Origin of the sequence: Roseburia sp. 831b (assembly GCF_001940165.2) — a bacterium.
Taxonomy (GTDB): domain Bacteria; phylum Bacillota; class Clostridia; order Lachnospirales; family Lachnospiraceae; genus Roseburia.
Window position 1 is genome coordinate 2007709 of the sequence record NZ_CP135162.1, and the last position, 23162, is coordinate 2030870.

Sequence of the window (23162 nt, forward strand, 5' to 3'; positions counted from 1 at the left end):
TATTAGGACGCTCCTCTACCGGTCAGTACAACCTGAATCGTCTTAAAAATAATCTTGATATCAAGTCCTAATGACCAGTTTGAAATATATGTGGTGTCTAGGGCCACAACCTCTTCAAAATCTGTTACCTCATTTCGTCCACTAACCTGCCACATTCCCGTGAGTCCAGGCTTAATCCCAAGACGTGCCTTATGATGGAGTTCGTACTGTTCAAATTCATCTACGGTTGGTGGTCTTGTTCCAACAAGACTCATCTCCCCTTTCAAGATGTTCCAAAACTGTGGCAGTTCATCAATGGAAAATTTACGCATAAATTTTCCGATAGGAATGATTCTTGGGTCATCCTCCATCTTAAACATCTGTCCCTGCATCTCGTTTTGTGCTTCTAATTCCTTCTTTTTTGCCTCTGCATCCACAACCATTGTGCGGAATTTGTAAAACTTGAATTTTCTTCCATTTTTTCCAACACGGGTCTGCGCAAAAAAGACCGGCCCAGGCGACTGAATCTTGATAATTGGGGCAAAAATAAGAAATGCAATGCCCATTAAAACCAGACCTACCAGGCTGCCCAGTATATCCAGGCAACGCTTTGCAAAAAGTTCTCGTCTTGAAGCAATCTTCATACTCGTTGTCATAACAAGGTATCTTCCGCACTTCTCCACAACTTTATTCGGCCGCAGATATGACTCATGAACAAGTGAAAAATGCACCGTCACACCAAGTTCTAACAGTTCATCGGCAAGTGCCTCGCTGCTGGTTCTTGTGTTCCCAATGATAAATACCTCATCCACCACATTCATTTTCACATATTCCAAAAAGGAATCTGCACTGGCAACAACCGGAACTCCGCGCATTTTCCTGCCGCGGCAGTCCTTATCCACAATCACAATACCCGTGATTTCAAAATCACGATATGGAAGTCCTTCAAATTCTTTCAGACAGGAATATGCCTGATCTTCTGTCGTAACAATAATCATCGAGGACAAATTCTTCGCACGAATCATTCGTTTGCGAAGATATATTTTCAAAAGAACGTGGCCAATCATTTCAATTACGCCGCCTAAAATCCAGAATGTAAACAGTAACATTCGGGAATAGGTAAACGAAACCTTGACCGCATACATATAAACTACCAATCCAAGGAATACTGTTGTCACATGTGTTGCAACAGACCTTAGCTCTTTTAAGTTTCCTCTTCTTAAAATTCCTGTATAGGATTCACTTAAAAAAACAACGACAACATCAATCAATACCAATACAATCGCAAGACGCTCATAATCGTCATTTGCATACGGATTATCAAATCCAAGACGCATCCAGTACGCTAAAACTAGCGCAATCTGTAATGCAAGAATATCAATGATGGTGAAGTCGATATGCTTCATAAAGCTATTTTTTTCTCTTTTATACATTGATCCCTTATCCCTCTTAGTTTTTGTATGTGGCTTCTATTACATCACGATTTTGTGTCTTTTCTGTGTATATAGCGCCAGCTCTGCGAATAATCCAGCCGTTCCTGTTCCGACATGTCCGCATATTGGGCAAATGTCAGTTTCACTGGTGTCATCTGTTCTGTGCCGCATTTGAAGCATTCCACTTCTTTCCTTCTCGAAACTGTCCGAAGCCAACCGCAGTTCGGGCAGATATATACTTTCATCATAATCGTTCCCTCAATTCGATTTTTCCATACCTTATATGATACCATTAATGTAAAAAAAAGGCAAAGCAAAGCTTCACCTCTTTCGAAAAATTTAAGAAATATGTTCGTTTTCTATCTCTTTTTTACCTCAAAAGAATTCACCTTTATTGGAAACCCATTTAAATTGCTCTCAAACATCGCAAGAAATTCTTCTAAGTCCAGTTCTCTGCCTGAATTCTTACTGCTCTCTGAAATCCCGCCTTGTTCTGGCAGCCAGTACAAAAGGTCAACCATTAGTCCACCCTGCTCCTTGCACCGCACGAGCTGCACATATCCTTGATAAGGGCCTCTCTGGTTCATAAATTCCAACAGGGAAATAAAATAGTCCACCGGTTCAAATGCAAATTTCTGAATGTCTCCTTCTTCCCTTTGAATTTCAAAGAAATAGCCACCACAGGAAACCATAGCCGCTTTTTCATTCAGTTCCCAGCATATTTTATAGGAACGTTTTAGCTGGTACTCCAAATCCTGCTCATCATTCCAGCAAAACTCTGTCTCTTCCTTTGGAACTTTATCTAACTGTGCAAACTGAATCTTTCCACGCTCTATCATCTCCGGGAAGCCACAGTCCTGAAGCATAATTTCCAACAACTCATAAATACGCTTTCCTGTTTCCTCTTTCTGATAGCATACAATTACATTTGTATTTCTTTTCAATATTACATTTCTAAGCTGTGCAATCTCATCGGATGCAAGATAGCTGATAAACAGATACAATAATGTCCTCTTTGGGTTCTTCGTCAATCCCTGCTGTTCTTCTTCCATTTCCTTTTGTGCAAGCATCACGTTCTTTTTCCCTCTTCTTCTCACATAAAAGTAATGTCTGAACTCCGTTTCCTGTTCTGGTATCTCCACTTAATGCTGTTCCTCCTGTGATATTGGTCTGACGACTTACGTCTTTTAGCTATAAATATTTTGTATTATACGCTGTTATTGCAAAAAATCCCATGCGATATGACGTAAATTTATTTTTACATCAAATAGCATGGGGTTCTTTTTCTTCTCGTTTTATGATTAAGGAAAATATATGGAGGTTTTAATTATGAAAAAGAGAATTTTAGCATTTGCACTTTGTATGGTTTTGTTTGCTGCACCTGTTGTATCAAGCGTGGTGTCGGCTGGAGATGCAGGGATTTCGACGTATAAGTATATCTTTGATGATGTATATGAATGTGATTAAGTAATATCTACACCACATTTTTCTTTACACCAAGTAGCTGTTATATTTTTATACTCTGCTTCGCCTATACTATCAAATATAATAGCTGCTTGGTGGAAAAATTTTACAGCTTCTTCTTTCCTATCCAACTCCGCCAAGAAACTTGCTTTATTACAAATTAATAATGGAAAACATCGTAGACTTCCTGCCTTTATGCAAAAATCTATTCCTATATTTGCCACTTCTAGTGCATCTTCGAATCTCTTTCTGTCTCCCAACCAATTTGTTAAATTAAATACTATCATCGGATATTTTTTCTTCTTCTCATTTTCATCCATATTTCTTTTTTCAAGATATTCTTTTAACCAGAATCCCAACTTTAACGCTTCATTTATATGTTGCTGTTCTGCATGTAAACTTGCAATACAATTGATAATGGTAATCTCATCAAAAGTCAATAAATTATTTTCTAATGGAGTATAACCATCAAATTCTGGCAATGTAATATGAATCGCTTGCATATAGATTTTATATACACTCTGCAAGTCACCTCCCTGCGCCTTAAGCAGCACTCCCTTTGCATACCAATAATACTGCTGTTCAAAATCTGGTTTATTTTTCAATAATGGTTCTATCTCTTTCAAACATTTTTCCAACTCGTGATAATTTTTCTGTATGATTGACTCACGTATTTTCGTTGTCAGCTTATATACATTCATTTCTTCCACGCTGATAAACTCATTTATTGACTTATTTTCATACCCTAACCGTTCCAATAATGCATCTAATTTCTTGTAACCTGGTTTTTGAACCCCTGTCTCAATCCTCGATAATGATGCTGGGGTGCATATTCCATAACTTAGTTCTTCCTGCGTATACCCGCACCTTTCTCTCGTTTCTCGAATAAGTTCTCCTATGTAATACTTTGGCATATCTTACTCCACCTCTTCCTTTGTACTTCCTATTGTAGTATATTTTCCCACTTTTTCCTACTTTTATTCAAAACGCAAAGAAACAAGGCACCATACTGTATGCCTTGTTTCCTTTTCCTGTAAGTTTACGTTCTGTCAGTTCTATACTACTTTTGTGTTTATTCTTTGGTCTCCCATATCCACTAAGACCGATTGGATTATATATGGTTTTGTTATATTTTTCCATTCGATTTCACGTAAATTTTCAAAAATTTTATTATTTTTCTATACGATATATCTTCACTTACTCCAAATTTATAATTATTATATGTTTTTAAACGCAAAAATCCCTCCAGGCAACCTTGTATTTACCTGGAGGGGCTTTCTCTTTTATAACTCAATTCCATTCAGTTTTAACAGTTCTCTGGCTGTATCGATGGAATCAACACCCGTCTTATTTTTAATTGGTGCAAATTCCTTTGCTCTGTCTACCTCAAAGGACAGACAGTTTTCCATAAGGTGAACCATATCCAAAACAAGCGTTTCAAATTTGTATCCATTTGGCTGCTCTGGTTTGATATGATTTCCTTCTAAATCAATATATGGTATTTTTTTCTCTACCACGTGCAATGGCATTTTATTATCGACAATCTCTTCTAGCTTGTCAAGACGGAACAGATAATTTAAAATTACACCAAATCCGTACTCTAAGTCGCCTTTTTCATTGGTTGCCTCAGCCATTTCTTTTGTGAGCTCGTAATATTCCACGATAGATGGTTTTCCATCTTCCAGACAAAGCGCTCCAACCTTCTCATATGGATCTGCCTTGCGAACGACCTTTGCTCCACTCTGGCATCCGGCTTTTAACGTTGCACCAATAAAAACCGGATCTGCAATACGCTGTAATACATTATCTACTGCAAAGACATTCAACCATTCGATATTTCGTTTATGTAAGTCTTCCATCAGACCACATTTCTCCATGGACGAGAACCAGCCACCATTTCCATTCGGTGACATTGCAATCTTATCTGGTTCCTCCATATAAATTCTTCCTTCGTAGTCGACGGCAGGAACCATTTCCTGTACAAAAAATCTTACATATGATTTATCATATCCAAAATAAGAATGTTTCTCCCAGAACTGAATTGTCTCTTCATTGTTCTTCTCACTTGTCATAATGTAAAGCGGGACAAAAACTCCTGCCTTATCTATGACTTCCATCAGATTTTTCATCTGCTGCTCAAAAATAAAAAGTTCATGTGTCAAACCGATATTGAAAGTTCCCTTTGGATGTTCAAATCCAAGACGAGTGCCTTGCCCACCTGCAAGAAGTACTGCTCCTACTTTTCCTGCACGGATGGCTTCTAATCCTATTTTTTCAAATTCGTCTTTCTGCTCGGCAATCTCCTGTAAGTTCATAGCCCCAAGCGGTGCAAAAACACCACGCTTGTTTTCTTTATGCTGCAGCTTATCTAACAAAGACCAGTCTATTTCTTCTAGCGTTTGCTCCATTCTGGAACGCTGTTCCCCCGAAAGCTTGTCCAGATAATGGAGAAGATAAGTCTGTTTCTTGTCAATCTTCATATATAACCTCTACCTTACATAGTTTAGCCTTTTCCGTTTTTCAAAAAATGCTAGAAGTAGTATAACATACTTTTCCAATTTTAGCACCTTTATTTCTTTTTCTTAAAGGAATGTTAAAGAATTTTCATGTATACACCAGCTTTTCCCTACAAATTAAACACAACAATTCCAATCAGAATCAATGCATTCCCTAATATCTTCTTTTTTGTAATCTTTTCCTTCAAAAAAAGGTTGCCAAGAATCATCACGAAAAAGTAACCGAGCGATTCAATAATTGCCTCTTTCTTATAATCCATTCCACGAAGTGCCAGGATGGTTAGGATTGTGGAGACAACCATCATTCCATACCCGGCAATCACTTTGACATTCAGATATTCCCGCAAAAAGGATGCATGCTCCTCCGCCGCACTTGATTTTAAAACGATTTGGGAGCAGGATGCCACAAACACAGACAGAACCAAAATTAAAACATAACTATTCATCTTCACTATTCACAATCATTGTCCCGATAATGACAATGATGACTCCTATCGCATTTTGTAAATTGATTTTTTCCTGAAAAAATACAGTGGCAAAAAGAAGCGTCCACAAAAGCCCAATCGCACGGTTTGCGTATGCGACCGAAATCGGGAAACACTTAATCATTTGCTGCCAAAGGATTGCATAAATGCCTAATATGCCAATCTCTACCGCATAAAGCAGTAAAAACTGCCAGCTTAAAAAGGTCTGTCTGGATGCAAATTTTGCCACAACCGTGGAAAACGAATAAATTGCCACAATTGCCTGAATTGCTATTATCTGAAGAAAAAATTCGAATTTCTTTTTCGTCTGTTTCACATCACTCACCATTACATTTCATATTTCTCATCATCGTTTAGAAGCCACAAAAACTTGTCTTTCTTTTTGCAAGATAAGATATAATATCCTAATCTGCTTGAGCTGTCAACAATTGCATGAGCACCTGGTTTTTCTAACTCACTCACAAAACGAATACTCTCTGGTGCCTCGCATTTCACACGCTCTAGATTCTGCAAATCTTTCTCGTCAAAAATGAAACGAATGATAGCATGCTCAGGCTCCTTTTTTCTGGAAAAATCCGGTTCTATTCCCATTGCTGCTTCAATTACCATCTTCACAAAATCATAGCCGGTTGACAGGTAAACCAGGTCGGAACCGATGCAGTCACCTCCCATTCTTGCCCCAATCTCAATGATACGGACTTCACCTTCCGGTGTGATTTTGAACTCGGAATGGGTTGCACTATCGGTAATCCCCAAGGCATCCAGTGCTTTTGTAAGTTCTGCCTTTATTTTTTGCATCATCTCATCCGAAAGCCCCGCCGGCTCAATATGTCCATTTTCAATAAAATGTGGTGCACCTGTCGTGGATTTTCGTGTTGCAGTCAGAAAATGATGCGTTCCATGGTAAGTAATGCCTTCCATGCTGAATTCTTTTCCCTCGATATACTCTTCCACAATCGCTGCCTTTTCAAAAGAAACGGACATGGCAGCCTCTAGTGCCTGCTGCAACTCCTCTTTTCTTTCTACCTTCGTCACTGCCCTGCTTCCAGAACGATCCGTTGGTTTCACAATTACCGGAAATGTATTTATATTTGTCATTGCATCCTGAATATCAGAATACTTTTCAAATTTTGGTGTCGGAACGCCGGCCTTAAAAAATGCAGTTCTCATCAGAAACTTATTCGTGGATTTTTCTACACAGTCAAGTGAATTCCCCGGCAAATGCATCTTTTCTGCTACATAGTTTACCGTCACAGTTGCCAAATCTGATGCGATTGAGGTAATGCCATCAATTCCGATTTCCTGACACTTTTTTAAGATTTCTTCTTTTTCTATGATACTGATTGGATAAAAATAATCCGCTGTTTTTTCCCCGATATCTCCACATTTCCATGCAAAAACATGTGTCTCATAACCTAGTTCTTTTGCTTTTAAAATCAACGGATTCTGGAAACTGTTTGCACCGATGATGGCAAGTTTTTTCTTCTGCTGTGGTCTTTGATTCTTTTTTTTATAAAAGTCACGAACTGTCTGAATTACTTTTTCACAGTCCTCTTCTTTCATTCCATAATACATCGGAAGACGAAGCAGACGTTCGCTTTCTCTCGTGGTGTAAATATCTTCCCCGGCAAACCTGCCAAATTTCTTTCCTGCTTCCGAAGAATGCAATGGCACATAGTGGAATACTGCCTGTATTTCATGTTCCTTCAAATATGTAATAAGCGCCGTGCGCTCCTCTAGATCCTTTGCCTTTATGTAATACATATGGGCATTGTGCTCACAGCCTTCCGGAATATATGGTCTAGTAAGAAATCCTTCCTGCTCCAACTGTTCCAGACCCGCATGATAATGGTTCCAGGTTGCAAGACGGTTCTCATTGATTTCATCTGCGCAGTTAAGTTCCCCCCATAAATATGCTGCATTAATTTCACTTGGCAGATAGGAAGAGCCCTGATTTACCCAGGTGTATTTATCCACCTGTCCACGGAAAAATTTACTACGGTTTGTCCCTTTTTCACGCAAAATCTCCGCCTGTTCCACATCGTCCTGATTGTGAAGCAGGATGGCTCCACCCTCTCCCATACTATAATTTTTCGTCTCATGGAAACTAAAACAGCCAATATCGCCAATGGTTCCAAGTGCTTTTCCTTTATAGGTTGACATAACACCTTGTGCTGCATCCTCTATTACAAGAAGGTGATGTTTCTTTGCAATTGCTAAAATGGTGTCCATCTCACATGCCACACCAGCGTAATGCACCGGAACAATTGCCTTCGTCCGCTCTGTAATTGCTGCCTCAATCTTAGTTTCATCTAGGTTCATTGTATCTGGGCGGATATCCACAAACACAATAGATGCACCACGAAGTACAAACGCATTTGCTGTGGACGTAAACGTAAAGGATGGCATAATCACCTCGTCACCAGGCTTAATATCTGCAAGCAATGCTGCCATCTCCAGTGCCGATGAACCAGAAGTCGTAAGTAAGACTTTTTCACAGGAAAAACGCTTTTCCAGCCAGCCGCTGCATCTTTCCGTATAAGGTCCATCCCCACAAATCTTATGATGCTTAATTGCATCTTCCACATATTCTATCTCAGGTCCCACAAAAGGAGGGACATTAAACTCTATCATATCTATCATGCCTTTCTAAATTAAGTACAAATATTTTTTTAATAAAAATAGACAAAGTACCGGTCCAAGCATGCCACATAACAGTATCACACGATATACAACATCACGTATTTTCTCTTTCGTTGAAATTTTTTCCATAATTCCCTTCGTCGTCACAAAATCCACGAAAGTACACCCGCCCGTTGTCACAAAATACATCAGTGGAATTAACATTGGCATGATGTATCTGCCCTGTGGCTGAAAATCGTTGTAATACGAATAATACACGCTTAAAAGAACCGGAATCACCATGTTGATTCCAAATGTCACCTCAAGTAAAATGCGCTTCTTATCCCGGATTCTTGTCTTTCGAAAAGAGGAACTTCCGTATTGTAAGAGGCACATCAAGAGTGCGAATGCAATTGTAAAAATGTAGAGCCAGTACATTCTATTCAACGGAATAATTGCAAATGTACCCAATATACCAGAAAAGCTCATTAATGTTGTCTTAATCCATCTTCTTGTAATCAGCATTTCTGGCAGAGACTCTCCCACATTTTCCGAGTTTTCCAACTGTGATGGCTTAAATCCATCCATTGCATACTCTTGTGCATACTCATTCTCTGTCTGCATTCCCAGAAAATCGCCGTCATAAGTCATCGCATTATGAACAAACCACCACCCTGCTATTGCAACTGCAATTGCTGTGATTATAATACCTTTTTTCCAAAATGCATACCAATCTATATTTTTAGCGCCTTTTAAAAACCATGATACAATATATAAAATCACACTAGTAAGCAGGAATCCGTACGCATTATAATAGGATAATGCGCAGACTCCTATCCCCACTCCAAGCAAAATTACACTTTTCCAATTCCACTCACTCTCTAGCCCTGATATCCATGCATAGATAATCACAGAAATTGAGAAAAGTGCAAGCGAGTCATTGTTTAAATAACTGCCAAGATACACCACCTGCGGCAACATTGTTGCAGAAACAATAAATATCCATCTCTGCTTTGCACCGCAAAACAACTTATGACCAATTTTAATTACCATAACTGCCATTGCCGTTCCGCATAAAACACTCGTAAATCTTGCCGCCACATAAAGCGCCATCAAATCCGTTGTAAAATAAGATGCCATTTTCACAAAAACTGCGCTTATCATATAAGACAAAATTGGCATAAATGCATAGGATATCCCCCATATTCCATTTCGAATGGACGGATCTCCGCCATGTGGCAGTTTATGATTCTCCACCAAATACCGACAGATGTCCATCTTCATTTCCTCATCCGGGGCTCCCATCGCTGGAATCGAACAGGACCATGCCAAAAGCAGACCAAATACAAACACGACAAATAATCTCTCTAGATACTTTTCCTTTTTCTGATATTTTTTCATTTCAACAATATTTCCATTACCCATTTCACTCTATCTCCATACTTTACTACTTTCCTGCACCTCTAAGTATATATCCTTAATATGAAGAATTTTTTAAAATTTATATCTCATACTTTATCTCTATCTTTTTTGTGCTATAATGCTACGGTGATATATTATAAAACAATAAATTTTTAATTACAACAAACGATATCTTAGTATTTTATTAAAATTATATGACAAAATGTTACATTTCATATTGTTATCGTTATTTATCATTATATTGTAAGGAGTCTCTAACTAATTATGAAAAAATTATCTATTATTGTACCTGTTTACTATAATGCAGAAAATCTGCTTCCCCTATACAATGACCTCCGTGAAAAGGTCTTTGCGAAACTCACCTGGAATTATGAGCTCGTTCTTGTCGACGACGGTTCGAAAGATGCTTCTTATTCCGTCATGCAGGAGCTTGCAAAATTAGATTCCAAGATTGTTCTGGTAAAATTATCCCGTAACTTTGGCGAACATGCCGCCATTCTTGCAGGCCTTTCGAAATGCAGCGGCGACTGTGCTGTCAGAAAAGCAGCTGACCTTCAGGAACCATCCGAAATGATTCTTGACATGTTGGAAAAATATGAGACTGGAAATAAGGTCGTACTCGCAACACGTGCAGACCGCGATGAGCCAGCCACACAAAAGGCCCTCTCTTCATTGTATGCGACCATCATGCAAAAAATTGCACTTCCAACCATGCCAAAAGGCGGATTCGACAGTTTCCTAATTGACCGTCAGATTATTGACCTTCTCGTTGATATGCAGGAAAAAAACACTTCCCTTATGGGACAGGTACTATGGAGCGGTTTTCAGACTGCAACCGTTCCATATACCAGAAGAAAGCGAACCATTGGGACTTCAAGATGGACCTTTTCCAAAAAAGTGAAATTAGCGCTTGATTCCTTTTACGGTTTTTCCAGTTTTCCAATTAAGTTGGTCAGTGGCATCGGTATTCTAACTTCCTTTGCTTCTGTTATATTATTAATTGTAACCCTGGTTCATAAGTGCATGGGAATTATCACGGCGGAGGGCTATGCATCCTTACTTATCATTCTTTTGATGGGAATTGGACTTATTATGTTATCCCTTGGTGTTATTGGAGAGTATATCTGGCGAATCTATGATGCAACCAGGAAAAGACCTCCGTTTATTATTGATGAACAGAAATAAAAAAACGAGTTGCTGAAGGTTGTTCAGTAACTCGTTTTTCTTATGCATTCTTTTTCTTAAAAATTAACAGCTTGCTTGCCACATAATTTAAGACAATCACGATGACATTTGAAATAATCTTCATCCACATATCGTTGAACGACAGTACATCCACAAATACAAACATCAATGCAACATCTAGAAAACCTGTCAGCAATCTGCAGCTGAAAAAAGAAACAATCTCCTGTATAATCACTCCAACATCTGTGCTTTTACTCTCAAATACCCAAATCTTGTTGGTAACATAGGCAAATAATACAGACAAAATCCAGGCTACACAGGTGCTTGCAACCGTATTGATTCTGAGTGGGTGTGCGCAGACATAATAGGCAATAATATTAATAACTGTTGTTCCTACACCAAAAACCAGATATAATACAAGTTCTTTATATTTTTTCCATAAATCTATCATTTTTTCTTTCATTTTTCTAATCCATTCCATTTAAACTGTAATCATTTTTCACTCTTGAGAAGTTTGGATTATAATACGGATCTCCATATCTTAAAATATCGTTCCATTCTGTTCTCATATATTCAATCTCTGTCTGGAATCTTCGAACTTTTTCTTCGGAGTCTTCCTGTCCACGTGATTTTGACTCATAATGGTATGCTTCCACATATGGATCATATACAATGTCATATCCTGCTTTTCGCACTTTCAGGCACAAATCTACATCATTAAATGCAACAGACAGATACTCGGTAAAAGCACCAACCTCATCAAATACTGATTTGCGAATCATCATGCATGCAGCCGTCACCGCACTGTAATTCAATTGGATTGCTGCTTTATGAAGATACCCATCATGGATTCTACGACATCCCGTCAGCATGTTTGATGCTGCACCTCTTGCATGTCCACCAATTCCCACTACAATTCCTGCATGCTGTATAGAATCATCCGGGTAATAAAGTCTTGCACCTACAATAGCAACCTCCGGCCTCTGACAAGTTCCTAGCAATTCTTCCATCCAGTCTGGTGTCAAAATTTCAATATCATTATTTAATAAAATCAGATATTCTCCCTTTGCGAAACGTGCACCATAATTATTAATTGCGGAATAGTTGAAAATACCATCCGATTCCCATGTCACAACCTTAACTGGCATCACACTTCCATCCTGACGGTAAAAGTACTCTTTTCCAGGTACTTCTTTATCGGTACGAATCTTCTCATAATAAGAAAATGTTTCTTCTTTTTCACTATTATTCTCAATTACAATCACTTCATAGTTATGGTAGTTAGATTTTGCAATTGATTTCAGACATTTTTTTAAAGAATCGACTTCATCCTTACTCGGAATCAGAATTGAAATCATAGCTTCTTCCTTGACCGGATATTTTACACGGTAAAATCCAAGATTTGGTGTCAGTTCAACTTTTCCTGGAACATTCATTCTGTTTAAATGAGCCTGAACCACCTCTTGCCCAGCATTAAATGCATAGGATTTGCTGTCCTGGTTTGCTGCGGTAGAACCCTGATGCATTCTCCAATGATACAGGACTTTCGGAATATGCACCACCCTATGTGCCTGTTCTACACAGCGGAAAATAAAATCATAATCCTGTGCGCCATCAAACTCGCTGCGGAATCCTCCAACTTCTTGCACAATCTCCTTTTTTACTACAAAAAAGTGTGTAATATAATTATTGGAACGCAATAAATCCAGGCTAAAATCCGGTTTGAAATGAGGTGCATAATACTCTGCTAAATTCTCCGTCACCTTATCTTCATCCGAATAAAGGACATCTGGTGTACCTTTTTCTTCTAATTGAAAAGAACTAACCTCATTCCACTTCTGATTATAGGTCTCCCAATGAACACCAGACTGTACTATCTTTTCTGGTACAGTTATCGCTGATACCATTTCAAACAGTGCATTTGGAGCTAACAAATCATCATGGTCTAACAAGCCAATATAAGATCCTGTTGCAAGCTTGATTGCTTCATTTGTATTTTCTGCGATTCCGTCATTTTTTTCTAGCTTCTGATATTTGATTCTTGCATCTGTCTGTTGATATTTTTTTACATATTCTCCAACTTGCTTCTGATTGGACGCATCTGCAAGACATAACTCCCAGTTCGTGTAGGACTGATTCTGCACCGATTCTATCATCTGCGTCAAATATGTCTCCGGTGTGTTATACAGTGGAACCACAATACTAATACGTGGTCTATCTTTCCAAGAATCCGATTTTTTTCTTTGTTTTTCCAGCTCTTCTTTTCCCATCGAATGTTTTTTCAGCCATTCCATATAAGAAATGTCTTCCGGCTCACTTTTTTCCTTTAATCGAATGAGAAACTCATGGAATCCATAATGCTTTAGATAGCGGATTCCTTTTAAAATATTATATGGGGTTGGTTTCATTTTTTCTTATTCCTTTAACGAAAAATCTGCCTTATCCAATGTCAAATTAGGATTATAGTACGGATCTCCTGCTTCTAACTCCTTACTCCAACTTTCAATAAATCTTGCAACCTCAGAATTAAACCGTTCCACCTTCTCTGGTGTATCCTCTAATCCTCTTGACTTTGATTCATAATGATATAATTCTGCTGCCGGGTTATACACAATTAATTTGCCTAATGTGCGAACCTTCATGCAAAAATCAATGTCATTAAAAGCGACACGATATTCCTCTGTCAAGCCGCCTACTGCCTCGAAAATCTCTTTTTTGACCATCATACATGCAGCTGTTACAGCTGACAAATCCTGTGCACAAATAATTCTCGAAAAATAGCCATCATCAAATCTGGACAAACCTATGAATGCATGACCCGCCATTCCACCAAATCCAAGAATTACTCCTGCGTGCTGAATTGTATCATCCTCATAATATAATCTTGCTCCCACAATTCCCACATCATCGCGCATGCAATATCCTAGCATTTCTTTCAGACAATCTGGATTAATAATCTCTGTATCATTATTCAGGAGAAGAATATATTCTCCTTTAGCATTTTTTACACCATAATTATTAATTCTAGAAAAATTAAATTCACCTTCATAGTACAAAACTGTAACATTTTCTTTCTCTTCGATTTCTTTATAATAATCAAACGTTTCCTGTTCTGTACTATTGTTCTCAACAATAACGAACTCAAAATTTCGGTAGGTTGACTTTTCCTCTATTGAATCCATACATTTTTTCAAATCATCAACATGATCTTTATTTGGAATAACAATAGATATTAATGGCTGTCCTTCCCATAAAAATTTTGTTTTGTACATTCCATAAAACTGTCCATGTTCCACTTCTGCCGGAATCCCAATCCTGTCGTAATGCTCCTGAACCGCTTTTCTTCCGGCTTCAAAGGCATACATCTTGCTCTCTGGATTGGAAGCCGTAGAATTAATATGACATCTCCAATGATATAAAATCTTTGGAATATGCTTTATATTCTTTGCCACCTCCGTGCAGCGCAAAATGAAATCATGATCCTGCGCGCCGTCAAATTCCGAACGGAGCATACCGACTTTCTCGATAATTTCTTTTTTTACGACAAACAAATGACAGATATAATTCATGCTACATAAAAGGTCTATATTAAAATCAGATTTAAAATGTGGTTCAAAATATTTTTTCCCACTCATATCTACCTTGTCTTCATCTGAATAAATAATATCTATCGTAGCATCCTCATTTAATACTCTTGCACACTCAAACAGTGCATTTGCCGGCATAATATCATCATGGTCTGCTAACACGATAAACTCCCCTGCCGCCATTTCAATTGCAGCATTTGTATTCTTTGAAATTCCCTTATTCTCTTCTAATTCCTTGTATTCAATTCTTGAATCTTTCCGCGCGTACTCTTTCAAATATGGACTAAGTAAGCTTTTATCTTCCGAAGCATCCGCAAGACAAAGCTGCCAATTGGTATAGGTCTGTCCTATAATGGAATCCACCATTTCTTTTAAATACTTTGGTCTTGTATTGTAAAGTGGAATAACGATACTGAATGTTGGCTGATAAGCAAATGTTGTATTTCTCTGTTCTTCCAATTCCTCTTGCTTTACCCCATACTTTTGAATCCACTCTTTATATTTAAACTTTGCATCATCTACATCTTTTTCACCTAGCAATTTTGCCTTCGTTTTTATCAATGCAGCCGCCAATCCGTATCTTCTAAGGTAATTGATTCCTTTCACGAAAACACCTGGCTCTTTTCCATCTGCATTCAGACTGCGAATAGCTGTATCATATACAGATTCCTTCTCACCACACGACAAGAAAAGCTTTCCTCGATTAAATTTATTTACTGGTGCTTCAATTTTAAAACCACACATGTAATCATCATCAATCTCTTCAAATACAGCCTTTACATCTCTTCTGTAATTTCTAGTGATTTCATATTTAATCTCATTTCCTTTGTGATCTACCAGCCTATATTTTATCTCTCCATCTGCTACGGCCCAACCTGCCAGTATCAATTTTCCATCTACGTATTGATCTGTCTCCACATAACACTCTATACTATCACGTCTTCTTTGCAGCCAGTCTGACTTCAAAGCCATCGTTAATACCTTTTTGTCACCATTGACGCAGTAAATCCGTAATTCTTTTGCCTCTCTCCAGTTATCCGGCAAATGGACAATCCCCTGTATCTCCTCACTTACATTTGCCTTATAACGCAGGTACTTTTGTCTGACTGGTATTCCTGCCTGATTATGGTATTCTATTTCAAGTTTCTTTTTATCTAAAAATACTTCTAAGTATCTTTTTTCTGGGTTGTCATCACGATACCATCCAAAAAAGATAATCGTATTTTCTTCATATATATGAAATCTCAAATTTTCTAATATAAAATCGTAATTCTCCATCTTTTACCCTTTTCCATTCTTTTAAGCTAAGTTACGAGGATTATTCTAACATAAAAGTTGTATAAAGTCTATTTGCGCATATGATTTAATCTAAATAGCCGTTTTTCTCCATTTTTTTCCTGTTTTCGTATTATACCTGGATATCTTTTGAATCCCCACACATTCTGTGTTAAAATTAGTTGTAAATATTTAATAAATTTAGGAGGACGAGTTATGCACAAATTAAAACGTTTCTATGCATTATGCCTTACATTTATAATGTTCTTTTCATTATTTATTCCTGCACATAATGTATACGCATCTGATTCAGAAAATGAAACAGTTCCAATAGAGAACGATGCTTCCGAAACAGAAGACACTGTTTCTACCCCATCTGATGATATCAGTAATTTGAATGAAAATACTGCAGATGAGAGCTCAACTCAAATCATTTCAAAAGGAGCTTCCCAACACGCAACAACAGTAGTTTCATCTCCAACTGGGAAAAAAGGAATTATCGCATCTTATTGGACAGACCCTGGCACACCATACTACGATGATCCAATCGAACTTGGTGTTGATCACGCATTATTTAACATTGATGTAACTGAATTAGTCAGTACAAACGGCACTGGAGAGCCTTTCGTATACAATGGGAAAACCTACTACTATAACAATTACGAAGGACAACAGTTATACTATACATTCTTAAGAATGCAAGAAATTCGTGATAAAGGGATTACTTTAACAGCACAGGTAAACATGAGCTGGTCTGATGACCCTGCTCTGCAACAGCTTATTTTCCCTTCTGGTAGAGAAGCCGGCCATAATTATTATGCATTAAATACATCAACAGCAGAATCCCAGGAAATTCTTGCTGCAGCATTCCATTACCTTGTGACCAAGTGTCCTTATGTAAATAACTGGATTGTTGGCTGTGAGATTAACAGTCCTGAACAATGCAATTACTGTGGAACTATTGATGTCACAACAAATGTAATTATTGCTGCGCAAACCTACAACTTGATGTATAATGCCATTCAGGATGTAAATCCTTCTGCAAAAAATTATGTTTGTTTAGATAATATTTGGAACTTTGACAATGGAACCGGCATCCCATCCAAAACATTTCTAGAAGAATTTGCTAAATATGAAACAGATAAGAACTGGAACCTTGCTTTTCATCCATATCCTGTTCCATACGGCTCCACTGACAACCCATCTGATTGGCTTATGTGGTCAGAAAAATCTTCCCAAAATGGATATTTAACTCACAATGAATACACCGGTTTCCTTACTGGTGCAAACCTTGAAGTTTTGTCAAATTTTGTAAAAGACAACTATGGTTCCTCTCACCGTATCATATTAACAGAATTTGGATATGACTCAAGAGCTGGTGAAGCTAATCAGGCTGCATCCTTATATTACACATACAAGGCTGCAGAACGAGACAGTATGATCGACGCATGCATTTATCAACCATGGACCGACACTGGCTGGGATTTTAGAGAAATGGGAATTCTCGCTAAAGATGGTACCAAACGTCAAATTTATAACGTATTTAAATATATGGACAGCAATCCAGCCCTTGCCTCTGAAAGCTATTATTTAAATGTTCTTGGTATTTCAAATTGGACCGATAATATTATTTATAATTATTCAAGTACTACAAATGGTCCTGTCACTATCTCTGGCGTTTATATTCCAGACGATGACGGCAAACAAATAAGAGCTGGTGCTGTAATTGATACAAACAGTGAAGATCTAACCTATGAATGTACCGTAATTGACTATGATTATGCTGCTTATGGTACCTCTCCTTATCCAGAGGTAAAAACAACCAAAAACAAATATGATAACTGGATGACATATACACCATCCCACCCAGGAATGTATGGTTTTTGCTGGCGAGCTTATCGTAATGGTTCCATTGTTGCGGAGGCCGGTGCAACTCATGCATTTGGTACACCAAACGTCATCTCAAGTGCTAAAATTTATGTCCCTGATCGCAATGCTAATACCTTGAGATTTGGAATGGTATATGATGCATTAGATAGACAAAATGTAAGAATTCAATGGTTCTTATATCGCCCAGATGATAATGTTTACGAGGCAATTCTTGCAGATGGATTAGTAAAAGATTTAGGTGAATGGCAAGAATGGACAAAGAAACCTGGCCGATACTGGATTATGTGTAGAGTTACAGCCATCAATAACCCAAGTTCAAGCCTCTGTTGGGGAGTTGAAGTTCGTGACGGAGTTGTAATTGATCCGTAAACTTTTATAATATTATTAGATAATATCAAAAAAGCCTGTACAGATGTAACCATCTGCACAGGCTTTTTTTCACTAATCAATTACCTTCCCATCTCGAATCTCAACTCCCCAACACATTGTTGAAGCCGGATTATTTGTAGCTGTAACTCTACACATAATCCAATATCTACCGGATTTCTTTGTCCATTTTTGACATACTCCAATATTTTTTACTAAATCGTCCGCAAGAATTGATTCGTATACCCCTTCATCTGGCTTATACACAAACCACTGAATTCTTACATTTTCTTTATCCGTTGCACTAAACACCATTCCAAAGTCCAGCGTCTGTGCATTTCTGTCTGGCACATATATCATTGCATTAGATATCTGATTACCAGCAAAATAATGCGTTGCACCATATTCTGATATAATTTTACCATTCTTATAGGCTCTCCAACAGAAACCATACATTCCTGGATGAGATGGTGTATATGTCATCCAATTGTCTGTTTTGTCTGCTGTTGTCTTTACTGCTGGAAAAAACGCCGTACCATATGTTGCATAATCATAATCTATCACGGTACATTCATATGTAATATCAGAATCATCCGTGTTTATTATTGCTCCCGCTCTTATATTAATAGCGTCATCATCTGGTATGTAAACTCCTGTAATTATTGCATCATCTGAAGAATCATACCAAAAATCACAATCCACATTTCCTGTAATACCATCTACTTTTCCGCTCTCAGTATACTGCCAGTATTCATAATCACCTGCATATGTCGTCTGTTTTGTATAGTTTGCCAACCAGATTTTATGTGGAATGTTTCCCGCATTTAAGCTATCCTCCAACATACTCTTATTTGCATAAACCATTGGCGTATATCCTGCCTGCTGGATCCTATCGCAGAATGCATTCACAATAGCCGTTGCTTGCTCTCTTGACAAATTCGCATTTTGCAATCTTCCCGCCTTTACATATTCATAATCAATTACAATAGGCATTGTAATATCGTACCCCGAAATCTTAGACAATGCAAAATCCGCTTCCTCAATTGCTTCGGCCTCCGTAATCGCCTGGGAGAATATATATGCACCAACCTTCATTCCGGCATTTAAGGCGTTCTGTATATTATCTTTTCCACTTGAATCCTCAACGAGATTTCCTCCGGAATATCCTCTATAACCAACTCTTATAAATGCATACTCCATTCCGGAATTATTGACACTATTCCAATTTATATTTCCCTGGTAACGGGATACATCTACACCATTTCTTATTTTGCAGTCTTTAAACTTATCATTATGTGTATAACCTTCATATGAAAATGCTTCATATCTTGGTGAATAAAAATCTGCCATCCGCTCCTCTAAAAGCTTTACATATTCCGGATCATCCGGCAACGATTCTATTCCATTCATAAGGCTTTTTTCAAGTTCCTTTGAATCCATTTCGTCTTGATTATTTAACACTTCACTTGCATCTGTCTCTAATTGAGTGTCTGGCACCTCACTTGCGTGCGTAAGAACCGTGGCAAAATTTAAGATACCAATACAACCAAATATAAAAATTATTTTTCGTTTCATATTTACCTTCCTTTTATTTCTAATCAATTACTACTCCATTTCTCACTTCAACCCCCCAACACATTGACGATGCCGGATTATTTACAGCTGTAACTCTACACATAATCCAATAACGACCTGACTTCTTAGTCCAGCTTTGCCATTCTCCAATATTTTGTACCAAATCGTCTGCAAGAATTGCTTCATATACATTGTCATCTGGTCTATATAAAAACCATTGTATTCTTACATTTTCCCTTGTCGTTGCATCAAATACCATTCCAAAATTAAGTGTATCTACATTCCTGTCAGGAACATATATCATCGCACTGTTAATTTGGTTACCTGCAAAATAATGTGTTGCACCATATTCTGAAACAATTTCCCCATTTCTATAAGCTCTCCAACAAAATCCATACATTCCCGGATGGGATGGTGTGTATGTCATCCAATTGTCCGTTTTATCCTGCGTTCTCTTCACCTCTGGGAAATATGCTGTGCCATATGTTGCATAGTCATAATCTATCACGGTACACTCATATGTAACATCTGTTAATTTTGTATCAATGACTGCACCTGCCCGTATATTAACAGCATCGTCATCTGGTATATATACTCCCGTGATAGATACTGTTTCTTCTGGCATTACAACAGTATCTAAATTACATTCTGGAATTGATGTATAAATTGTCCAAATATTTTCTGGATTGTGACTTGAATTTCCTTGTGCCACTCTGCTATCGCTAATATTAAGGTATGAATAGGAACTATCCGATGCGTTTCCAACATCATCCCACGTACAGTCAACATTATACCAGTTTCCGTACAAATACACCTTGTTCCACTCATGGTCGCTGCTTGTAACTGCTATTGTCTCTATTCCAGCACCGTTACATAGTAACTGCATCGCCTGCGCATATCCTGCGCATACTGATTTTCCTTCTAAAAAAACGCTTACACAACTTTGATCATATTCACATGTAGAATATATAGTGTTATCCATAATCAAATCATATGCTGCTTTTTCTTTCTCTAAATCTGTTTCATTCCTATTAATAATGTCCATCCAGCTATTTATAACCGTTTGAAATTCATTTCTATAATTAGCCCTTTGTGCACCACTAACCATATCCATATACATACCGATACACATGTATCCTTGACCATTGACTATATAGTTTCCATACTCACTTGACAGGAAAAAATATTGTGGATTAGAATTTCTAAAAATCTGCGCAATAACAAACGCCTCATCCTTTTCCAATCCCTCGTATGACACATAATTTGTATACCCAGACACATTGTTTCCAGAGGTATCTTGTCTGTAATTGGCATCATTCGAGGATACCAAATAATTCATACATACACTATCTAATCTATCGTAAAACGCCTTCTGCTGCGAATTCAATTGATTATAAAAATATGAGTTACTATAATCCTTCCATGATGAAATTTCTGCTGTTGATGCATAATTCTTCTCAATCTGGTCTACTTGTCCATCTGTCGCCTCATAAAGAACTGCCTGCTGATAGCCATTCTTTTGCTCCGTATTCACTTCATCTGCAAACACCACATTCCCTGTATCTGCTGTTACCAGTGTAAATACAATCAATGCAAATGCCAGAAATTGTCTTCTTATTCGTTTCACTTTTTCACAAAATAACATACCCCATATCTCCTTTCCATTTATATGTTCGTAAACGCACCATAGTCGGTACTAATACTTGATTAGCCGCTCCAAAGAGCGGCGTTGGTTTTAAAGTTGCTTTCTGCATTCCTTTGGTAGCTTGTCTGACCAAGGAAGCAGATCTTCACAAAAACTTGCATCATGGTCATCCATGTGCTTTGGAATCTCTGTCAGAAGATATTCAAAGTAATTATAAGGTTTTAGATCGTTAGCCTTTGCAGTTTCTGCAATGCTGTAAATGATTGCACTTGCTTCTGCCCCTGCGATGGTATCAATCATAACCCAGTTTTTCTTGCCTACACAGAATGGCCGAATTGCCTGTTCTGCCGAATTGTTATCGATTGGCACTTCTCCATCTTCAAGGAATGTTCTCAAATACTTTTCCTGATTCAAGGAGTAAGTAAATCCATTTGCTGTCTTACTCTTCGGCGGAACAGACATGAGATTCTGTTTTGCCCATGCAAAATAAGCATCCACCAGTGGCTTTACAGTCAACTGACGATGTTTCAGGCGTTCATCCGGATTCATGTCCCCAAGCTTGTTCTCCTCGCGATAGATTGCTTGGATTTGCTTCAATGCCAGATATGCAAGAGACATTTTCTGGTTTGCCTTTGGTAGAGCCTTAACAGCCTCATCGAAGCGACGTCTTGCATGTGCCCAGCACCCAGCGATTTTCAGGTCTTCGCGTTCTTTTTCAATCGTATGGTAGACCTGATAGCCATCCGTCAGACAAATTCCTTGAAAATCTTTAAGAAAAGCTCGTGGATGACTGGCATTACGAGATGGTTGGTACTCGTACAAGATGATCTGCTTATTCAGATACATCTTTCCTGTACGGTATACCCACATGTAATGCTTATTTCCGGTAGTTCTGTTTTCTTTTGAAACAAGAACCGGAGTCTCATCTGCTTGTAAGACATGATAGTCATACATTTTCTCGTGCAGATAATCATAAAAGATTGAGAGATATCTCTCTGCACATAGAATGGTCCAATGAGCCATATCCGCGCGATCGATGTTAAGACCCATTCTTTGGAATTCCTGTTCCTGACGATAAAGAGGTGCTGCATTAACATATTTGGCATTCCAAATGCCTGCTAGCAAAGATGGTGAAACAAGACTGTTTCTTAGTAAATAAGCAGGATGATCTGCCTTTTTGAAATGATTGTCCTTTTTAGATTTATACACGCCAACGTGATGTTCTTCGATTTCAATCTTCATTGGGGTAAAACGATAGCGATGGTATACTTCATCTTCAAGCTGATACCAGCCATCTTCTCCGAATTCGTCGATTAACTCGTCTTCCGTCATCTTGTGTTCAACCGGAACGATTGGAAGACCTTTGATGTCAGCAGCGCGTTTCCCCTTTTTCTTTTTACTATGAGGTTTCGATGTTTCTTCTTCCTCTGAGCATTCAAGGGCTGCAACAGCTTCTGCTTCATTAAAATAAACGATATTGCCATCAACCTCTAAGAAGCTGATCTGGTTATCTACATCAAGTTTCTCAGATGACTTCCCAAAACGGTTATTGTTCAATACAGCGACCTGTTCCAACAACAGTTGCAGTTTCCGATCAATATCTTTGAGTTGTGATTGTTGTGCCAAAAACAGTTGAATAAGGGTAGCCTTGTCAAAATTATTCAATTGTTCTTCTGTATATTCCATCGCCATAATGTACCTCTTTTCTAAGGTCTATT

The 23162-nt window shown here is 38.0% G+C and carries 18 protein-coding genes and 1 pseudogene; 3 read left to right on the forward strand and 16 right to left on the reverse strand.

Annotation, left to right across the window (positions count from 1 at the left end; translation table 11 throughout):
* Positions 1 to 2: 2 nt before the first annotated feature.
* From BIV16_RS09155 to BIV16_RS09165, 3 genes are all read right to left on the reverse strand, one after another.
* Positions 3 to 1412: a sugar transferase gene (locus tag BIV16_RS09155; RefSeq protein ID WP_075681948.1), complete on the reverse strand. Its 1410-nt coding sequence runs from the start codon at positions 1410 to 1412 to the stop codon at positions 3 to 5.
* A gap of 44 nt (positions 1413 to 1456) precedes the next feature.
* Positions 1457 to 1660, reverse strand: coding sequence for a DNA-directed RNA polymerase subunit M (locus tag BIV16_RS09160; protein WP_075681982.1), 204 nt, complete (start codon positions 1658 to 1660; stop codon positions 1457 to 1459).
* A 111-nt stretch (positions 1661 to 1771) separates the two neighbouring features.
* A complete protein-coding gene (locus BIV16_RS09165) occupies positions 1772 to 2554 on the reverse strand; it encodes a hypothetical protein (protein ID WP_075681950.1) in 783 nt (260 codons plus the stop codon).
* A 187-nt stretch (positions 2555 to 2741) separates the two neighbouring features.
* Here BIV16_RS09165 and BIV16_RS09170 point away from each other — a divergent pair, with 187 nt between their 5' ends.
* Positions 2742 to 2879, forward strand: coding sequence for a hypothetical protein (locus tag BIV16_RS09170; RefSeq protein ID WP_159435956.1), 138 nt, complete (start codon positions 2742 to 2744; stop codon positions 2877 to 2879).
* Here BIV16_RS09170 and BIV16_RS09175 read toward each other — a convergent pair.
* The 7 genes and pseudogenes from BIV16_RS09175 to BIV16_RS09200 form a co-directional block, all read right to left on the reverse strand.
* On the reverse strand, positions 2876 to 3790 hold the full coding sequence (locus BIV16_RS09175) for a helix-turn-helix domain-containing protein (protein WP_075681952.1): 915 nt from the start codon (positions 3788 to 3790) through the stop codon (positions 2876 to 2878). The genes BIV16_RS09170 and BIV16_RS09175 overlap by 4 nt on opposite strands.
* A 369-nt stretch (positions 3791 to 4159) precedes the next feature.
* A complete protein-coding gene (locus tag BIV16_RS09180) occupies positions 4160 to 5356 on the reverse strand; it encodes a UTP--glucose-1-phosphate uridylyltransferase (RefSeq protein ID WP_075681954.1) in 1197 nt (398 codons plus the stop codon).
* A 146-nt stretch (positions 5357 to 5502) separates the two neighbouring features.
* A complete protein-coding gene (locus BIV16_RS09185; RefSeq protein WP_075681956.1) occupies positions 5503 to 5838 on the reverse strand; it encodes an EamA family transporter in 336 nt (111 codons plus the stop codon).
* The gene (locus BIV16_RS09190; RefSeq protein WP_242940413.1) at positions 5831 to 6193 is read right to left on the reverse strand and encodes an EamA family transporter; all 363 of its coding nucleotides are present in this window, start codon (positions 6191 to 6193) and stop codon (positions 5831 to 5833) included. The genes BIV16_RS09185 and BIV16_RS09190 overlap by 8 nt, the downstream gene beginning before the upstream one ends.
* 11 nt (positions 6194 to 6204) lie before the next feature.
* Positions 6205 to 7104 carry an ATP-grasp domain-containing protein gene (locus BIV16_RS15745; protein WP_278335613.1) on the reverse strand — a complete coding sequence of 300 codons (900 nt, stop codon included), beginning with the start codon at positions 7102 to 7104 and terminating at the stop codon, positions 6205 to 6207.
* Positions 7105 to 7389: 285 nt separating this feature from the next.
* Positions 7390 to 8511, reverse strand: a pseudogene (rffA, locus tag BIV16_RS15750) (dTDP-4-amino-4,6-dideoxygalactose transaminase); the annotation flags it as partial.
* 15 nt (positions 8512 to 8526) lie between these two features.
* Positions 8527 to 9924: an ArnT family glycosyltransferase gene (locus BIV16_RS09200; RefSeq protein ID WP_075681960.1), complete on the reverse strand. Its 1398-nt coding sequence runs from the start codon at positions 9922 to 9924 to the stop codon at positions 8527 to 8529.
* A gap of 261 nt (positions 9925 to 10185) precedes the next feature.
* On the opposite strand from BIV16_RS09200, the gene BIV16_RS09205 reads away from it, so the two are divergent.
* Complete coding sequence (locus BIV16_RS09205; RefSeq protein WP_075681962.1) at positions 10186 to 11106, forward strand: glycosyltransferase family 2 protein; 921 nt, start codon at positions 10186 to 10188, stop codon at positions 11104 to 11106.
* 40 nt (positions 11107 to 11146) lie between these two features.
* On the opposite strand, the gene BIV16_RS09210 is transcribed toward BIV16_RS09205, so the two are convergent.
* Genes BIV16_RS09210 through BIV16_RS09220 form a run of 3 tightly spaced genes read right to left on the reverse strand, consistent with a single transcriptional unit; the run spans position 11147 to position 15971 of the window.
* The gene (locus BIV16_RS09210; RefSeq protein ID WP_075681984.1) at positions 11147 to 11569 is read right to left on the reverse strand and encodes a GtrA family protein; all 423 of its coding nucleotides are present in this window, start codon (positions 11567 to 11569) and stop codon (positions 11147 to 11149) included.
* Between the two features lie 4 nt (positions 11570 to 11573).
* Positions 11574 to 13514 carry a glycosyltransferase family 2 protein gene (locus BIV16_RS09215; protein ID WP_075681964.1) on the reverse strand — a complete coding sequence of 647 codons (1941 nt, stop codon included), beginning with the start codon at positions 13512 to 13514 and terminating at the stop codon, positions 11574 to 11576.
* 6 nt (positions 13515 to 13520) lie between these two features.
* Complete coding sequence (locus tag BIV16_RS09220; protein ID WP_075681966.1) at positions 13521 to 15971, reverse strand: glycosyltransferase family 2 protein; 2451 nt, start codon at positions 15969 to 15971, stop codon at positions 13521 to 13523.
* A gap of 213 nt (positions 15972 to 16184) precedes the next feature.
* On the opposite strand from BIV16_RS09220, the gene BIV16_RS09225 reads away from it, so the two are divergent.
* Positions 16185 to 18227 carry a DUF5722 domain-containing protein gene (locus tag BIV16_RS09225; RefSeq protein ID WP_075681968.1) on the forward strand — a complete coding sequence of 681 codons (2043 nt, stop codon included), beginning with the start codon at positions 16185 to 16187 and terminating at the stop codon, positions 18225 to 18227.
* A 72-nt stretch (positions 18228 to 18299) separates the two neighbouring features.
* Here the strand turns inward: BIV16_RS09225 and BIV16_RS09230 are convergent, their stop codons facing one another.
* From BIV16_RS09230 to tnpC, 3 genes are all read right to left on the reverse strand, one after another.
* Positions 18300 to 19799 carry a glycoside hydrolase family 25 protein gene (locus tag BIV16_RS09230; RefSeq protein WP_075681970.1) on the reverse strand — a complete coding sequence of 500 codons (1500 nt, stop codon included), beginning with the start codon at positions 19797 to 19799 and terminating at the stop codon, positions 18300 to 18302.
* Between the two features lie 19 nt (positions 19800 to 19818).
* On the reverse strand, positions 19819 to 21444 hold the full coding sequence (locus tag BIV16_RS09235) for a transglutaminase domain-containing protein (RefSeq protein WP_075681972.1): 1626 nt from the start codon (positions 21442 to 21444) through the stop codon (positions 19819 to 19821).
* Between the two features lie 90 nt (positions 21445 to 21534).
* Positions 21535 to 23136, reverse strand: a complete 1602-nt coding sequence (tnpC, locus tag BIV16_RS09240; RefSeq protein WP_075680494.1) for an IS66 family transposase — start codon at positions 23134 to 23136, stop codon at positions 21535 to 21537.
* Positions 23137 to 23162 lie beyond the last annotated feature (26 nt).

What these genes read in the sequence shown, in the direction of transcription:
- BIV16_RS09185 (WP_075681956.1), bottom strand. Translation starts at nt 5,838, where the DNA reads ATGAATAGTTATGTTTTAATTTTGGTTCTGTCTGTGTTTGTGGCATCC.
- BIV16_RS09160 (WP_075681982.1), bottom strand. Translation starts at nt 1,660, where the DNA reads ATGATGAAAGTATATATCTGCCCGAACTGCGGTTGGCTTCGGACAGTT.
- BIV16_RS09155 (WP_075681948.1), bottom strand. Translation starts at nt 1,412, where the DNA reads ATGTATAAAAGAGAAAAAAATAGCTTTATGAAGCATATCGACTTCACC.
- BIV16_RS09200 (WP_075681960.1), bottom strand. Translation starts at nt 9,924, where the DNA reads ATGGGTAATGGAAATATTGTTGAAATGAAAAAATATCAGAAAAAGGAA.
- BIV16_RS09175 (WP_075681952.1), bottom strand. Translation starts at nt 3,790, where the DNA reads ATGCCAAAGTATTACATAGGAGAACTTATTCGAGAAACGAGAGAAAGG.
- BIV16_RS09170 (WP_159435956.1), top strand. Translation starts at nt 2,742, where the DNA reads ATGAAAAAGAGAATTTTAGCATTTGCACTTTGTATGGTTTTGTTTGCT.
- BIV16_RS09225 (WP_075681968.1), top strand. Translation starts at nt 16,185, where the DNA reads ATGCACAAATTAAAACGTTTCTATGCATTATGCCTTACATTTATAATG.
- BIV16_RS15745 (WP_278335613.1), bottom strand. Translation starts at nt 7,104, where the DNA reads ATGCATTTGCCGGGGAATTCACTTGACTGTGTAGAAAAATCCACGAAT.
- BIV16_RS09215 (WP_075681964.1), bottom strand. Translation starts at nt 13,514, where the DNA reads ATGAAACCAACCCCATATAATATTTTAAAAGGAATCCGCTATCTAAAG.
- BIV16_RS09180 (WP_075681954.1), bottom strand. Translation starts at nt 5,356, where the DNA reads ATGAAGATTGACAAGAAACAGACTTATCTTCTCCATTATCTGGACAAG.
- tnpC (WP_075680494.1), bottom strand. Translation starts at nt 23,136, where the DNA reads ATGGCGATGGAATATACAGAAGAACAATTGAATAATTTTGACAAGGCT.
- BIV16_RS09230 (WP_075681970.1), bottom strand. Translation starts at nt 19,799, where the DNA reads ATGAAACGAAAAATAATTTTTATATTTGGTTGTATTGGTATCTTAAAT.
- BIV16_RS09235 (WP_075681972.1), bottom strand. Translation starts at nt 21,444, where the DNA reads ATGTTATTTTGTGAAAAAGTGAAACGAATAAGAAGACAATTTCTGGCA.
- BIV16_RS09210 (WP_075681984.1), bottom strand. Translation starts at nt 11,569, where the DNA reads ATGAAAGAAAAAATGATAGATTTATGGAAAAAATATAAAGAACTTGTA.
- BIV16_RS09205 (WP_075681962.1), top strand. Translation starts at nt 10,186, where the DNA reads ATGAAAAAATTATCTATTATTGTACCTGTTTACTATAATGCAGAAAAT.
- BIV16_RS09220 (WP_075681966.1), bottom strand. Translation starts at nt 15,971, where the DNA reads ATGGAGAATTACGATTTTATATTAGAAAATTTGAGATTTCATATATAT.